This is a genomic window from Peribacillus frigoritolerans, from assembly GCF_004358755.1.
Taxonomy (GTDB): Bacteria; Bacillota; Bacilli; order Bacillales; family Bacillaceae; genus Bacillus_P.
In genome coordinates this window covers 481,502-495,419 of sequence record NZ_SMZY01000002.1, presented here as the reverse complement: position 1 = coordinate 495,419, position 13,918 = coordinate 481,502, and the positions used below count along the sequence as shown (strand labels likewise).

The 13,918-nt window shown below is 42.1% G+C and carries 16 protein-coding genes; 10 read left to right on the top strand and 6 right to left on the bottom strand.

From position 1 onward, the window contains the following. Window positions 1–65 precede the first annotated feature (65 nt). The 4 genes from nagA to murQ are packed head-to-tail and all read left to right on the top strand — an operon-like array spanning window position 66 to window position 3,632. Window positions 66–1,250 carry an N-acetylglucosamine-6-phosphate deacetylase gene (gene nagA, locus E2R53_RS09910; RefSeq protein ID WP_133311603.1) on the top strand — a complete coding sequence of 395 codons (1,185 nt, stop codon included), beginning with the start codon at window positions 66–68 and terminating at the stop codon, window positions 1,248–1,250. Beyond that, the gene (gene nagB / locus E2R53_RS09905) at window positions 1,247–2,002 is read left to right on the top strand and encodes a glucosamine-6-phosphate deaminase (RefSeq protein ID WP_133311602.1); all 756 of its coding nucleotides are present in this window, start codon (window positions 1,247–1,249) and stop codon (window positions 2,000–2,002) included. Before nagA ends, nagB begins: the two co-directional genes overlap by 4 nt. Next, the gene (locus E2R53_RS09900; protein WP_133311601.1) at window positions 1,999–2,724 is read left to right on the top strand and encodes a GntR family transcriptional regulator; all 726 of its coding nucleotides are present in this window, start codon (window positions 1,999–2,001) and stop codon (window positions 2,722–2,724) included. Before nagB ends, E2R53_RS09900 begins: the two co-directional genes overlap by 4 nt. Further along, the gene (murQ, locus tag E2R53_RS09895; protein ID WP_133311600.1) at window positions 2,724–3,632 is read left to right on the top strand and encodes an N-acetylmuramic acid 6-phosphate etherase; all 909 of its coding nucleotides are present in this window, start codon (window positions 2,724–2,726) and stop codon (window positions 3,630–3,632) included. Before E2R53_RS09900 ends, murQ begins: the two co-directional genes overlap by 1 nt. Window positions 3,633–3,770: 138 nt before the next feature. Here murQ and E2R53_RS09890 read toward each other — a convergent pair whose 3' ends face one another. Beyond that, on the bottom strand, window positions 3,771–4,571 hold the full coding sequence (locus E2R53_RS09890) for an alpha/beta fold hydrolase (protein ID WP_353653478.1): 801 nt from the start codon (window positions 4,569–4,571) through the stop codon (window positions 3,771–3,773). A 289-nt stretch (window positions 4,572–4,860) separates the two neighbouring features. On the opposite strand from E2R53_RS09890, the gene E2R53_RS09885 reads away from it, so the two are divergent. Both E2R53_RS09885 and E2R53_RS09880 read left to right on the top strand, forming a co-directional pair. After that, complete coding sequence (locus E2R53_RS09885) at window positions 4,861–5,058, top strand: cold-shock protein (RefSeq protein WP_029281940.1); 198 nt, start codon at window positions 4,861–4,863, stop codon at window positions 5,056–5,058. A 62-nt stretch (window positions 5,059–5,120) separates the two neighbouring features. Beyond that, window positions 5,121–5,462, top strand: a complete 342-nt coding sequence (locus E2R53_RS09880; RefSeq protein ID WP_133311599.1) for a zinc ribbon domain-containing protein YjdM — start codon at window positions 5,121–5,123, stop codon at window positions 5,460–5,462. A gap of 245 nt (window positions 5,463–5,707) precedes the next feature. On the opposite strand, the gene E2R53_RS09875 is transcribed toward E2R53_RS09880, so the two are convergent. Continuing rightward, on the bottom strand, window positions 5,708–7,249 hold the full coding sequence (locus E2R53_RS09875) for an FAD-dependent oxidoreductase (RefSeq protein ID WP_286166136.1): 1,542 nt from the start codon (window positions 7,247–7,249) through the stop codon (window positions 5,708–5,710). 174 nt (window positions 7,250–7,423) lie between these two features. Here E2R53_RS09875 and E2R53_RS23550 point away from each other — a divergent pair, with 174 nt between their 5' ends. Both E2R53_RS23550 and abc-f read left to right on the top strand, forming a co-directional pair. After that, on the top strand, window positions 7,424–7,585 hold the full coding sequence (locus tag E2R53_RS23550; RefSeq protein ID WP_286166135.1) for an RAxF-45 family protein: 162 nt from the start codon (window positions 7,424–7,426) through the stop codon (window positions 7,583–7,585). Window positions 7,586–7,808: 223 nt separating this feature from the next. After that, window positions 7,809–9,686 carry a ribosomal protection-like ABC-F family protein gene (gene abc-f, locus E2R53_RS09870; RefSeq protein WP_133311598.1) on the top strand — a complete coding sequence of 626 codons (1,878 nt, stop codon included), beginning with the start codon at window positions 7,809–7,811 and terminating at the stop codon, window positions 9,684–9,686. 42 nt (window positions 9,687–9,728) lie between these two features. On the opposite strand, the gene E2R53_RS09865 is transcribed toward abc-f, so the two are convergent. The 4 genes from E2R53_RS09865 to E2R53_RS09850 all read right to left on the bottom strand — a co-directional run bounded on the left by E2R53_RS09865 (window position 9,729) and on the right by E2R53_RS09850 (window position 12,958). Further along, window positions 9,729–10,085, bottom strand: a complete 357-nt coding sequence (locus tag E2R53_RS09865; RefSeq protein WP_133311597.1) for a hydrolase — start codon at window positions 10,083–10,085, stop codon at window positions 9,729–9,731. Window positions 10,086–10,203: 118 nt separating this feature from the next. Further along, on the bottom strand, window positions 10,204–10,998 hold the full coding sequence (locus E2R53_RS09860) for an ABC transporter ATP-binding protein (RefSeq protein WP_133311596.1): 795 nt from the start codon (window positions 10,996–10,998) through the stop codon (window positions 10,204–10,206). Then, entirely contained in the window at window positions 10,991–11,962 is a 972-nt protein-coding gene (locus E2R53_RS09855) for an ABC transporter permease (RefSeq protein ID WP_133311595.1), read from the bottom strand. The genes E2R53_RS09860 and E2R53_RS09855 overlap by 8 nt, the downstream gene beginning before the upstream one ends. A gap of 12 nt (window positions 11,963–11,974) precedes the next feature. Further along, window positions 11,975–12,958: an ABC transporter substrate-binding protein gene (locus E2R53_RS09850; protein ID WP_133311594.1), complete on the bottom strand. Its 984-nt coding sequence runs from the start codon at window positions 12,956–12,958 to the stop codon at window positions 11,975–11,977. A gap of 280 nt (window positions 12,959–13,238) precedes the next feature. On the opposite strand from E2R53_RS09850, the gene E2R53_RS09845 reads away from it, so the two are divergent. Then, entirely contained in the window at window positions 13,239–13,619 is a 381-nt protein-coding gene (locus tag E2R53_RS09845) for a hypothetical protein (protein WP_133311593.1), read from the top strand. An 80-nt stretch (window positions 13,620–13,699) separates the two neighbouring features. Then, entirely contained in the window at window positions 13,700–13,909 is a 210-nt protein-coding gene (locus tag E2R53_RS09840; protein ID WP_286166134.1) for a hypothetical protein, read from the top strand. Window positions 13,910–13,918: the final 9 nt, after the last annotated feature.

Sequence of the window (13,918 nt, the reverse complement as noted above, 5' to 3'; positions counted from 1 at the left end):
GGTATAGACAACTAGCTGAATGGGTGTTATAGTAAATCTGAGAATAGATGCAAGGAGCTGGAACCATGCAGAAAACCTATTTAACTAATGCAAAATTATATACAGGTGAAGTCGTTTTCAAAAACGGTTTTATCCTTATTGAAAACAATAAAATTATCGCAGCTGGTGACTCGGCTGAAATGCCGGAACCTTCTGCTGATGATAAGGTGATTAATCTTAAAGGCAAGGCTTCTATTTTGCCTGGTTTTATTGATATTCATATCCATGGTGCAGATGGTGCAGATGTGATGGATGCGACAAAAGAAGCGATTTTAACCATGAGCAGAGCCCTTCCAAAAGAAGGGACAACGAGTTATCTCGCAACAACGATGACTGCAGATCGCGGCCAAATTACAAATGCCCTGAAAAATGCAGCTGAATTTATCGAATGGGAAAATAATGAAGGAGCAGAAGTGCTTGGTATTCATTTAGAAGGTCCTTTTCTGAACCCTAAACGTGCAGGTGCGCAGGCGCCGGGCAATATCATTGAACCATCATGCGACCTTTTTGATAAATGGCTGGAAGAAGCAAATAATCATATTAAGCTGGTCACACTTGCACCAGAACGCAAGAATGGATATGACCTTGCCCAACATTTGACTTCCTCCGGCATTACGGCTTCAATTGGCCATAGTGATGCTGTCTATTCAGAAGTTGAAAAGGCGGTCGAAAGCGGCGTGAACCACGCTACACATCTTTTCAATGGAATGAGAGGCATTCACCATAGGGAACCTGGCGTAGCTGGTACTGTTCTTATGATGGATGAAGTGAAAACAGAAATGATTGTGGATGGTATTCACATTGCTCCTGAAATGGTGAAGTTTGCTTATAAAGTAAAAGGCAGTGAGGGAACGATATTAGTTACAGATTCAATGAGAGCAAAAGGTCTTGGGGCTGGTAAATACGACCTTGGCGGGCAGGCAGTAACGGTTGATACGGACAGGGCGACGCTTGCTGATGGAACTCTTGCAGGAAGTATTTTAACGTTCAGAGATGCTGCAGTAAACATGATGGATTATACAGGCTGCTCACTTGAAGAGATTGTGAAGATGTCATCTGTTAATCCAGCTAAACAAATCGGCGTTTATGAGCGCAAAGGAAGTTTATCTATCGGAAAAGATGCTGATATCGTCGTACTTGATGAAAATTGCGAAGTGCTGATGACGTTTTGCAGGGGCAAAATCTCTTTTACAGGAAGTGTTGAACAATGAAATTAATTGAAGCAAAAGATTATCATGAAATGAGTATGCTTGCAGCAGAGATCATTTTGGATCAAATTAAGTCAAAAACCGATTCTGTGCTTGGTTTGGCAACTGGCGGTACGGTCCTTGGCACTTATCAGCAGCTGATTTTGGATCATCAGCAAAACAAAACATCCTATCAGCATATTAAAACGTTCAATCTTGATGAATATGCCGGCTTATCAAAACAAGATGAAAACAGCTATCATGCTTATATGAAAAAACACTTTTTTGATGAAGTGAATATTCCTTCTTCTCAAACCTTTCTTCCAAACGGAGAAGCACAAGATATGAAAACGGAATGCGAGACCTATGACCTTAAAATTGAGGAATTAGGCGGAATTGATCTTCAGCTGCTTGGCATCGGCCAAAATGGACACATTGGATTCAACGAACCTGGAAGTTCTTTTGAATCTAAGACTCATTTAGTCGCTTTGGAACAGTCTACCCGAGAGGCAAATGCACGTTACTTTAATTCAATTGAAGATGTACCAACTCATGCAGTAACGATGGGGATCGCTTCAATAATGAAAAGTAAAAAAATCCTGCTTCTCGCTTCAGGCATACAGAAATCATCTATTTTATATGATTTGTTTCATTCAGATGTAACCAACTCCATACCGGCAACGATTTTAATGAATCACCCAGATACAATCATCATTGCCGATCAAGAAGCATTATCAAAATTGCATCAAGATGAAAGGAAGCTGTTTGCCAAATGATTCAAAAGAATTCTCCGCTCCCAATTTATTATCAGCTTGAAGAAGGAATAAAAGAAGCCATTCAACAACAGCAATTAATGCCTGGTGAGATGATTCCTTCTGAAAGAGAATACGCTGAAAAATATGGAATAAGCAGGATGACGGTGAGACAGGCTCTTTCGAATCTGGTGAATGATGGTTATTTATACCGGCAGCGTGGAAAAGGTACCTTCGTTGCCCATCAAAAAATTGAGCAGCCGCTTCAGGGTTTAACAAGTTTTTCTGAAGATATGCGATCAAGGGGCCTTGTACCGAGTACCCGCGTCATCAGTTTTAAAGAGGTGGAAGCAACTATTGATCTGGCAGCTAAGCTTGATGTTAAAGCAGGAGCTCCTCTTTTCGAGCTGAAACGAGTGAGACTTGCTGATGAACTGCCTATGGCATATGAGATGCTTTATATTTCAAAAGAGCTTGCACATGGTCTTACAGAAGAAATAGCTGTGAACTCCATTTATGATTATGTGGAAAACAAGCTTGGATTAAAAATCCAGCACGGCAGACAGGTCCTCGAAGCCTCCTTTGCGAGAAAAACGGAGGCTGAGATGCTCGAAGTAGCTGAAGGCGCGCCAGTATTGCTGATTGAACGAAGATCCACGCTCGATACAAATAAACCTCTTGAGGTAGTCAGGTCTGTCTACCGCGCAGATCGCTATAAATTCACGATTGATATGGAGCGATTTTAATGGTTCGTAAACCAACCGAAGAAAGAAATGAGAGAACTTCTCTTATTGATGAAATGGATTCCCTTCAGATTGTGGAAATGATGCACAAAGAAGATGAAGTGATTACGGCGGCCGTAAATGAAGCTCTGCCGCAAATTGCCAAAGCTGTTGATGCAGTCGTAAAGCGATGGATTGAGGGCGGCAGAGTCTATGTTATTGGAGCGGGAACGAGCGGCAGAGTCGGCATGCTTGATGCAGTGGAGCTTGGTCCAACCTTTTCAGTAGAAACCAGCAGATGGACTGCCATTGTATCAGGCGGAAATGAAGCGATGTGGCAGCCTCTTGAAGAGACTGAAGATGATGCAGACGTTATTCGAGATGAACTCGAATCCTATCAGTTAAACGCTTTTGATTGTGTGATCGGATTGACTGCCAGCGGTTCTACACCGTTCGTGATAAGCGGACTGTCTTATGCAAAAGAGGCAGGGGCATGCGCCATTTCAATCAGCAACAATCAGAATACAGACGTTTCCGAAATAAGTGATGTGGCAATTGAATTAATAACGGGTCCTGAAGTCATTAGAGGTTCCACAAGACTGAAGGCCGGCACTGCCCAGAAAATGGCGCTGAATATGATATCTACTGCAGTCATGATCCGGCTTGGAAAAGTATATCAAAATGAAATGGTTGATATGAAGCTCATTAATTTGAAGCTGAAAAAACGGGCTGAAAATATATTAATTGATTTGACTGGTATTGAAGCTGAAGCAGCTGAATCTGCCATGCATCAAACTCACTACAATTTAAAAGAAGCGATCTTTATGACTGTTACTGGGTCTTCACAAGAGCAAGCTGCAGTTTATATTGACCAGGCTGAAGGGAAATTGAAACTGGCGATACAACGTTTTTTCCTTAAAGATAATAGGTAAGGGGAAAAACGCTGAGTAAATTATTTTTCCAGTACGATATGGGCAATCGGTCATTCTAAAGATGCCGCAGAGTCTCTGTACTTGCTGGTACTATAAGTTAAAAAAAACGATTGGACTATACTTGCAGTCCAATCGTTTTTATATAACAAGTTTTAATGAATTTTTTTCTTTTATAAACTGAATCGCCGCTGTATTAAATTGCTCAGGCTGATCGATATTGCAGACGTGGCCTGATTTTTTTATATAACTGGCTTTGACTTCTTTATGTAAAGCTTCAATTTCTTTAACTGCAGACAAAAACAAGTGGTCTTCATCACCCATTAAAAAGAGTGTCGGAATCCCTTGAAAATCCTTCTGAAGCTCCATTAAGTAAGGATTTACAAAACGTGTTAGTGAGAACCATTGAATAAACTCCTTTTGACACATCTTCTTCGCCTGTGAAATAAACATGGAGCGGGCTTCCTTATGATTTGAATAAGGCATGATAATCCATGCAAAGAATGAATACAGCCACATGTAGGGCAAAATCCGTTTCCCGATATTTCCGAGGATCAGCAAAAATCGAGTGAAGGCATTCAGCTTTGTTATGGCTCCGCCTAACAGCATGGAAGACAAGAGATCAGGTCTGAGCTTTGCAACCGACTGGATCACAATCGTGCCGAGGGAAATGCCTACAAAATGAGAAGAACTGATGTTAAGATGATCGTGGACGTCAATGACTTCCTGTGCAATCTCAGTGAAATCATCTCCCTTTTTCCACAGTCCTTTTTCTGATTTCCCATGCCCGCGCAGATCAATCAGCAGGATATTAAAATGGTTTTTAAATTCGCGTATTTGTTTGTACCATATGGCAGAACTGCCGCCGGCTCCGTGGATAAACGTGACCCACGGTTTCTGTTCATGATTCCGAAGCGTCCGGTAATATAAAATGTTCCACACCCGCCATCTTTAATTTAATTGGAACTTCCATCTTAATATGTTTTGAGACTGAATGGACAGCAGTTTGCCAAATTGTTAGAAAAGCGACACATTTCGAAGTTACCTGAAAAGATTGGATATGAGCCTAAAAAAATATGAGAAACGGTTGCGGGAAGAGGCCTAATTTGCTATACTAAGAGTAATTATTTTTGTTCGTAATATGATTAAAAAGGCATTCGTCTTGAAGAATATTATCTAGAGCAGGGATAGTAATACAATTGTGCGGATCACGCACGAGGAGGATACACACATGTTACAAGGTAAAGTTAAATGGTTTAACGCAGAAAAAGGTTTCGGTTTCATCGAAGCAGAAGGTCAAGAAGACGTATTTGTACATTTCTCTGCTATTCAAGGCGAAGGCTTCAAAAGCTTAGAAGAAGGTCAAGAAGTTACTTTCGAAATCGTTGAAGGCGCTCGTGGACCACAAGCTGCTAACGTTCAAAAGTAATTGAACGAAAGGACTCCCATGCCGGGAGTCTTTTTTTTATGCGAAAAATGGGAGGGAATCACATGCACGAATTGCCAAATTGCCCAAAATGCCAATCTTCTTATACGTATGAAGACGGCAATCTATTTGTCTGCCCGGAATGTGCTCATGAGTGGACGGCAGAAGCGGAAGCTGAAAACCAAGAAGAACAAAAAGTTGTTAAAGATGCGAACGGAAATGTCTTAAACGATGGGGATTCTGTTACCGTCATCAAAGACCTTAAAGTAAAAGGAAGCTCATCTGTCATCAAAATAGGGACAAAAGTAAAAAGTATCCGTTTAGTAGATGGAGATCATGATATCGACTGCAAAATCGACGGTTTTGGTGCGATGCAGCTAAAATCTGAATTTGTAAAAAAGGTGTAAGTGCAGCCCTTGTTTTAGGACCTTGCCTTATCAATAGTGGCAGCGCTAAGGTGATTGACGCCACTTTTAATGCATTGAACGGTTAAAAGTGGCATCACTAAGGGGCATGATGCCATTTTTTATGCTTTAAATCTTTAAAAGTGGTAACATTACTGGGCAGCCGCCACTAATTATTTTCACAGAAAAAAGCAGACAGGAAAAACAGTTGTTTTTCCTGTCTGCTTCATTTTAGAGAATGATTAATTCTATTCAGATCCAGCATCAAGCACTTTCAATGGCTTATCTGCAGGACCCTCAATCACTTCTCCGCTGTAAGAAAACCTTGAGCCGTGACATGGACAATCCCACGTTCGATCGCCGCTGTTCCACTCCGTTTCGCAGCCTAAATGAGTGCAGGTTGTATCAACGAGGTGAAGGACGCCATGCTCATCTTTATAGGCACCAGCCTTTTTTCCCTGAAACATGACGGCACAGCCTTCGTTTGTTTTTAGATCTTCAGGCTTTTTGGACGGACGCTTGAGCTTGCCTGAGATTAAATGCTTGGCTACGTCCGCATTTTGCTTTAGAAACTCTTTTACACTCGGATCGGATTGAAAGCGGGAAGGTGTAAAGAGATCAAGGTAGCGGGATTCTTTTTTGACAATCAGGTCTCTCAGCATAAGGGCTGCAAAGGTTCCGTTTGTCATGCCCCATTTATGAAAGCCTGTAGCTGTATACATGTTCTTGTGGCTTGAAGTAAGGTTTCCGATGTACGGCACCTTATCCAGAGTGTATAAATCCTGTGCCGACCATCTATGTGTGATGTCACTTAAGCCGAAAACTTCTTCACCAAATGTTTCAAGCTTTTCATAAAGCTTATGTGTATCTTTTACTTGTCCGGCTTTATGACCTTCTCCGCCGATGATGACAAGTTTTTCTTCTCGGCTTCCGGCTGAACGGAGAGACCGTTTAGGTTCATCCACACTTAAATACATGCCTCCCGGATAAGGCTTCTCCGTTTTAGCACTTAGTACGTACGAACGCTCTGCATACATTCTTGCAAAATAAAATCCATTCCCATCAAAAAAAGGAAAATGCGATGCCGCAATGACATGCTGACAGATAATTTCAAACCCTTCATTCGTGATCAGCTTCGGTTCTTCTTCAGTTCCTTTTACATCAATGATCGCTGTGTTTTCAAAAATTTGAACACCAGACTGGGACATTTCCTGAAGCAGGGTATGTAAGTATTTCAATGGATGAAACTGAGCTTGATGTTTTACGATCAGCGCGCCCTGGACCTCAATCTCAAGCGGAATTGTATTTGTGTATTCATACGGAATGCCAAGAGTATCATAGGCTTCTTTTTCTTTATGCAGTTTTTTCAATGAGTCATCGGAAACGGCATAAAGAATCGCGTCTTCATCAGAAAACCCGCAGTCAATCTTCTTTTCTTCAACCGTTTTTCGAATGAAGTCAAGGCCGCTTTTATTAGCTTCGTAGTAATGCTTTGCTCCGTCTGCGCCAAAGTGCTGAATAAGTTCGTCATATATGATGTCGTGCTGGACCGTTATTTTTGCGGTTGTATGGCCGGTTGTCCCATTTATCAATACATCCGAATCGAGCAGCGCCACCGACTTTCCCTCTTTTGCAAGTAAATAGGCAGCAGTAATCCCGGTTATACCGCCTCCGACAATCGCCACATCCACATTTAAATGCTTGGAGAGCTTCGGATAAGACGGCAGCTTGGCGGTATCTCTCCAATAAGGCTCTGGAAACTGAGGCAATTTTGAGTTTTGATTCTTCAAATGAATCCCTCCTTTATTTAATAGTTATCCAGTATTTAACTAAAGTAAACGTTACCTTTCCTCGTTTTATGTTTTCCATAAAATTCAAATGAATGTATGTGAAATAATTAATTGATAATTTCGACAGTCATCGGTTATACTATAAATAACTAATGGAACGGAGGTGGATAAGAGATGATGAGTTTGAAAGTGTCGCACGGTAAAGAGTTGTCATACCTTTATTTATGTCGTGCAATTTTTCATGCAATTGTAATCAACGGGATACGTATGCCCTTTTTTACTAATTGCATAGGCACAGGTCAAACGTTAAGAAGATTCTCTTATCCATTAATCTAAAATGATGCGGAGAGCTTATTGGCTCTCCGTTTTTTTATGTCAATATTGTCTAGCTGCACCGTCTAACTCCTCGGTCAAAACGGTTCCGTAAGAAAAGTCAAAGGACATTTCTGTCGGATCCTTATCTGCGCTGAGCAAGGCGGTTCCGCTTTTCGATTGACCAGGATAAGCAGGAAACTGCTTCTTTCTGGTCTTTTTTATATCTTTAAAGGAGATGTTACAAATGACAATCTGTTCAGTACACCAATTATCTAAATCATATGGAAGCCAGCATATTTTTGAAAATTTATCCTTCGAAATAAATGAGAATGAAAAAATCGGATTTGTGGGAAGAAATGGGACGGGAAAAACTACTTTGTTTAAATGTTTGTCAGGAATTGAGCAGCCTGACGCAGGAACGATTTCAATCAGAAAAGGAATGAAGGTCGGATATCTTGCCCAAATTCCGATGTTCCCTGCAGGAACAACGGTTGACGAGGTTCTGAGACAGGCGTTTGCCGAATTACATCAACTATCGAACGAGCTTGCACAGCTGGAAAAGGAAATGTCCGAAACAGAGGATCCCGACAAATTGGAAAAAGCCATTGCACGATATGGCATTTGCCAGGAAAAGTATGAAAATCTGGGCGGGTATGAGATGGATGCTAAAATCAGCGCCGTTGCAAATGGATTGCAGCTGCAGCCGCTTCTGAACGCTGATTTCGACCACATCAGCGGCGGAGAGAAAACAAAGGTTTCCCTTGGTTTGATGCTGCTTCAGGCACCGCAGATCCTATTGCTGGATGAGCCGACTAATCACCTTGATATCGCGGCTGTAGAATGGCTTGAAGGCTTTTTAAAAGAATATAAAGGGACGGTTGTTGTCATTTCCCATGACCGAACCTTTTTAGATGAAGTGGCTGCAAAAATCATCGACTTAGAAGAGGGGGAGGTCACGGTCTACCATCACAATTATTCCGGTTTTATTGCGGAAAAACAGAAGAGGCTGATGGCTGAATTTCAGGCTTACCAGGATCAGCAAAAAAAGATAAAAAAAATGCGGGAAGCCATTAAAAGGCTTAGAGAATGGGCTAATCAGGCAAATCCTCCGAATGAGGGGCTTCATAAACGTGCGAGGAATATGGAGCGTGCACTTGAGAGAATGGAGAAAGTAAAAAAGCCGATTTTAAACCACAGGAAAATGGATCTTCATTTTGACGGAACGGACCGGAGCGGCAAAAAAGTGCTGACATTAGAAAATGTCACAAAAACTTTTGGAAATAGACAGGTGTTTGGAAATGTCAGCCTGCAGCTTACCTATAAGGAAAGGGCGGCAATTGTCGGGGAAAATGGTTCGGGCAAGTCAACGCTGCTGAAGCTTGTCATGGGAGAGCATGAACCTGATGCTGCAGGAGTACGGATCGGCAGCAGTGTGAAAATCGGCTATCTTTCACAGCAGCTTTCTCTTCCAGATTCAGAGGTCACAATCATTGATTATTTCAGAGAAGATTTGTCTGTGGCAGAAGATGACGCCCGTCATATTTTAGCGAAATTCTTATTTTACGGGCCTGCGGTGTTTAAAAAAATGAAAAATACGAGCGGGGGAGAGAGAATGAGGATTCAGCTTGCTAAGCTGATGCAGAAGGATCTTAATTTTCTCATTCTGGATGAACCGACCAATCATTTGGATATTGATTCAAGGGAAGTGCTCGAGGAAGCGATTGAACAATTTGAAGGCACCATCCTCGCTGTTTCCCATGACAGGTATTTTCTCAATAAACTTTTCACCAAAACACTCTGGCTTTATGACAAACAGCTGCATGCCTTTGACGGGAATTACTCATGGGCCAGGGAAAAGATGAGAGGTCTTTTGGATGAAAAGGAAGTGCCGGCGAAAATGGTCTCAAAACCTGAACCGAAAAAATCAAACGCAGTGAAGAAGGGAGCAGCACCATCAGAAATTGAAAGACAGATTGAACAGCATGAAACCGAATTGTTCCGTCTTGAAGAACAGATGCTTTCGCTGTCCGATCTTCTGCAGCTGATGGAGCTGAACAGATTGAAGGAAGAAAAAGAAAAGCAGATCGAATGGTTATATGAACAGCTTGAAGCGATCAGCTGAACAAAGAAAAGGTCCATTGCCTGGGAGCAATGGACCTTTTGCTTATTTGAAGTTTTCCACTTCATCCGGGTTGTTGGAATGATTGTCTTTTAATAGGCCGTTCTCTTCAATATGGCGTCTTGCCTCTGCATCTCCAAGCATGTAGATCATGGCATAAATTTTTCTCATGGAATCATCATACTCTTTGTTTTCTGCGTCATGGTGATATTCGCGAAATGGAACCTGTGCGCGCTGGAACGTTTGAAAATCCGCAGCGCTGTTATCGCTGTAATGCGATTTCAATTCATTCAGCTCGGATTGATTGGCAAAAATTTTAAAGCGGGGACTTGATTCAACCGGGTTTTCCAGGATTTCTCCGCTCGCAATATCAACAAAATAGGTGCGTTTTTCTTGTTCCATCTTGGTCCATCTCCTTTAGTGGGTTTAGTAAGCATTTACCACTAAAGGAGGAAAGCTAATCCTGAAATTTTCTAGAATGATAGGAAAGGATAAGGTGATGAGCGGCAGGTTCCGCTTTCTAGCTAAGCATCACTTTATCAGAAAGTGATCCATTTCCTTTAATTTTCGAAAACTCATTTAAGAGTGCTGCTACGGTCAGTTTTTTCTTCTGTTCGCCTTCTGCTTCAAAGATGATGCGGCCGCCGTCCATCATGATCAGGCGATTGCCAAGATCAACTGCCTGCTGCATATTGTGAGTAATCATCAAGGTAGTCAGGCTGCCGTTTGTAACCAGCTTTTTTGTAAGTTGTGTAATCAGTTCGGCACGTGCCGGATCGAGGGCAGCTGTATGCTCATCCAGCAGAAGGATATCAGGATCAGTAAACGTCGCCATCAGCAGGGAGAGGGCCTGCCTTTCTCCGCCGGACAGCAGCCCTACTTTTGCGGACAGCCTGTCTTCAAGGCGCAGGCCAAGGGAGGCAAGCTGTTCTTTAAAATATTCTCTCCGTTTAGCTGTAACACCGGGGCGCAATGATCGTTTTTTCACGCGGGAGTATGCTATGGCCAGGTTTTCTTCAATGGTCAAAGCGGGGGAAGTTCCTGCCATGGGATCCTGGAACACACGCCCGATATACTTCGCGCGTTTATGTTCGCGGACGAAGCTGACGTTTTTACCGTTTATGGCTACATCTCCTTCATCAGGAAAGATTCTGCCTGAAATGACGTTCAAAAGAGTCGATTTTCCTGCACCGTTGCTTCCGATGACAGTGACAAAGTCACCTTTATGAAGAGAAAGAGAGAGGCCGTTTAAAGCCTTTTTTTCATCAGGCGAGCCTTCATTAAATACTTTTTGAATCTGCTTCAATTCAAGCAATTTTGACACCTCTCTTTCGATGCAGGCTATTTTTGCGCTTTCGCTTAGCGAGCAGCTGCGGAACAACCAGCGCTGCAATGACAATGCCTGCGGTAATCATTTTCATGTCGCCTGTTTCAAGAAAATCGGCTCTGAGCGCAAGTGCAATAATCATTCTGTAGATAATCGCTCCGATAATGACCGCGAGTGTTGCCCGGATAATCGTTTTCGTCCCAACAAGTGCTTCTCCGATAATCACGGAAGCAAGACCGATAATAATCATCCCGATTCCCATGCCGACATCGCTGAATCCTGAATACTGGGCAATGAATGCTCCTGAAAAAGCGACTAGCGCATTTGATAAGCCAAGACCGATAATTTTCATCATATCTGTATTAGCAGAAAAGCTTGCGATCATCTTTTCGTTATCGCCGACTGCACGGATGGCGATGCCGACTTCTGTCTTCAGGAAATAATCCAAGACAAACTTAATGAAGACAATAAGAATCAGCATCGCGATCAATATCGACCACGTTTTTGGAATAAAGTTTTCAAGACCGATAGAAAAAAAGAATGATTGCATAAAAGAGTCAAGTCCCAGGCTATTCCAGCCGTCAAGCAAAGCGGTAAAGACCGTGCTTTCTTGAAGAAGAGGGACATTTGACTGCCCCATGATCCGCAAGTTGATAGAATAGAGGGCAATCATCATTAAGATACCGGCGAGCAGCGGATTGATGTTTCCTTTCGTATGAAGGATGCCTGTCAGACAGCCTGCCGCAAACCCTGCAAGCAGGGCTGCGAGCGTTGCAATGAAAGGGTTTATGCCGTTTACGATCATCGCCGCACAGACGGCAGCTCCGGTTACAAAGCTTCCGTCCACCGTTAAGTCTGGAAAATCCAATATTCGAAATGAAAGATAAACACCGAGCGCCATAATGGCATAGATCAGTCCGGATTCAACGGACGAGAAAAGAGCAGTAAACATGATGGGTCCTCCTTAGTCGATAATCTCTGCATCTTCCCAATCTTCATTAATTTCAACATTCATTGCTTCAGCTGCTTTTTTGCTGATTTGAAGTTTAAGCTTTTGCGGGAAATCAACCGGTATTTCGTTTGCTTCTTTATCGCCGGTTAAAATTTCGGCTGCTTTTAATCCTGCTTCATAGCCGATGTCGCTGTAATCAAATCCATATGCGGCAAATCCTCCGCGTGCTACTGAATCAAGCTCTCCGACAAACAGAGGAATATCTTCAGCGCCTGCTACAGAGATAACAGATTCTAATGCCGAAACGACCGTATTGTCAGTAATGATATAGAAGGAATCCACTTTTCCGACAAGAGCTTCAGCCGCTTGTTTGACTTCAGCAGAAGTGGAGACAGATGACTCAACGATTTCTAAATCAGTACCTTTAATCGCTTTTTTAACAAGATCGATTTGAGCTGCTGAATTTTGTTCGCCTGAATTGTAAATCATCCCGATTTTATTGCCTTCGACGTTTTCATCGATAAATTTAACCGTGCTTGGAATCGCTTCTGGATGAGTATCGGTTGTACCGGTGATATTTGCTCCCGGCTCTTCAAAGCTTTTAACCAGTCCGGCTCCAATTGGATCCGTTACGGATGTGAAGACGATTGGTATATCTTTTGTTGCATTCAGTGCGCTTAGAGCACTTGGCGTTGAGTTTGCGAAAATAAGGTCAACGTCATCTCCGACAAAATTGCTTGCAATCGTCTGGCTGTTGTTTTGATCGCCGCCTGCAATCTGAACATCATAATCAACCTTCAGTCCTTTTTCATCAAGTGCTTTCTTAAATCCTTCCAATGCAGCATCCAGAGAAGGATGCTCTACAATTTGAGTAACCCCGACTTGATAAGTCTTTTCACTTCCTGCACTGCCAGCCGTATCTTTGCTGCCGCATCCCGCTGAGATTAACATTGCTGAGATTGCAGCACTCATGCCAAGCTTTGTTTTCCAGTTCATAGTAATGCCCCCCCGTTAGTGATTGTGCTTTTACGCTTTTATGCTTTTATTCATTAAATTATAACTCAACTTTACATTTCTTCAATCATTAATTTCAGATTTTACTGAAATTTCTGCGCTTTTTAGGTCATTGGCTTCAAATAACGTTCTTTTTTCTCCTAAAAACTCACAAATTTATAACAAAACAATGAAAACTATATTACAAAACGATGATATGAAACATTCGCACTAAGACAATATGTATACTTATTTGTAACAGATTGGATTAGGTGGCAGGTATATGAACATAAATGACAGAGCATTAGTAAATCTATCAAGAATCTATTCAAAACTATTAGGCTATTTGCTTGTCAAACGAGATGCGGATGGTAATGTGAACTATCAAATCAGCGAACTTTCAGATGAACTTGGCGTTTCAAAGCGTTCCGCCATGCAAAAGCTCGATCAGCTCGAGCATTTCGGGGCTATTAAGACTAAAAAGAGCGGAGTATGCAGAATTATCAGCACCCGCATTGAAAAAACGCCGATCAGCCTTTGCTATCAGGCGCTTGCTGCTCTCAAAAAAAGTCCTGCTCTCGCCGAAAATCCTGTAAAGCTTGCCGTTGAAATGAACGTGGAAGAAAAGGATGCAGAGATGATTTTGCAGCTATTAACGAAATAGATTAATGAGAATCCCTAGGGAAACCTGGGGGTTTTTTTATGTTTGCAGGAAACTTTGGAATGCTAACAGGGGAGCTGTAATTGGGGAGGTATATGATGTATTTTCTTACTGACTTTCATGACAAGCAGCCTAATTTTCTGCTTTTCGGTTCTGGATTTATAGGCAGGGGAGATCCTGAGGCAGACGCTATTTTTACATTTGGCACAGTGATTGTTGTTCTTCTTATCAAACAGGTCTATTATTTGACGGGTTTCATAAAAAGAAAAGGTAATTATGTAAAAAACGCTTAGGACGTTCCT

Coding starts and splice junctions, on each gene's coding strand:
- nagA (WP_133311603.1), top strand. CDS start 66: ATGCAGAAAACCTATTTAACTAATGCAAAATTATATACAGGTGAAGTC.
- nagB (WP_133311602.1), top strand. CDS start 1,247: ATGAAATTAATTGAAGCAAAAGATTATCATGAAATGAGTATGCTTGCA.
- E2R53_RS09900 (WP_133311601.1), top strand. CDS start 1,999: ATGATTCAAAAGAATTCTCCGCTCCCAATTTATTATCAGCTTGAAGAA.
- murQ (WP_133311600.1), top strand. CDS start 2,724: ATGGTTCGTAAACCAACCGAAGAAAGAAATGAGAGAACTTCTCTTATT.
- E2R53_RS09885 (WP_029281940.1), top strand. CDS start 4,861: ATGTTACAAGGTAAAGTTAAATGGTTTAACGCAGAAAAAGGTTTCGGT.
- E2R53_RS09880 (WP_133311599.1), top strand. CDS start 5,121: ATGCACGAATTGCCAAATTGCCCAAAATGCCAATCTTCTTATACGTAT.
- E2R53_RS23550 (WP_286166135.1), top strand. CDS start 7,424: ATGATGAGTTTGAAAGTGTCGCACGGTAAAGAGTTGTCATACCTTTAT.
- abc-f (WP_133311598.1), top strand. CDS start 7,809: ATGACAATCTGTTCAGTACACCAATTATCTAAATCATATGGAAGCCAG.
- E2R53_RS09865 (WP_133311597.1), bottom strand. CDS start 10,085: ATGGAACAAGAAAAACGCACCTATTTTGTTGATATTGCGAGCGGAGAA.
- E2R53_RS09855 (WP_133311595.1), bottom strand. CDS start 11,962: ATGTTTACTGCTCTTTTCTCGTCCGTTGAATCCGGACTGATCTATGCC.
- E2R53_RS09850 (WP_133311594.1), bottom strand. CDS start 12,958: ATGAACTGGAAAACAAAGCTTGGCATGAGTGCTGCAATCTCAGCAATG.
- E2R53_RS09845 (WP_133311593.1), top strand. CDS start 13,239: ATGAACATAAATGACAGAGCATTAGTAAATCTATCAAGAATCTATTCA.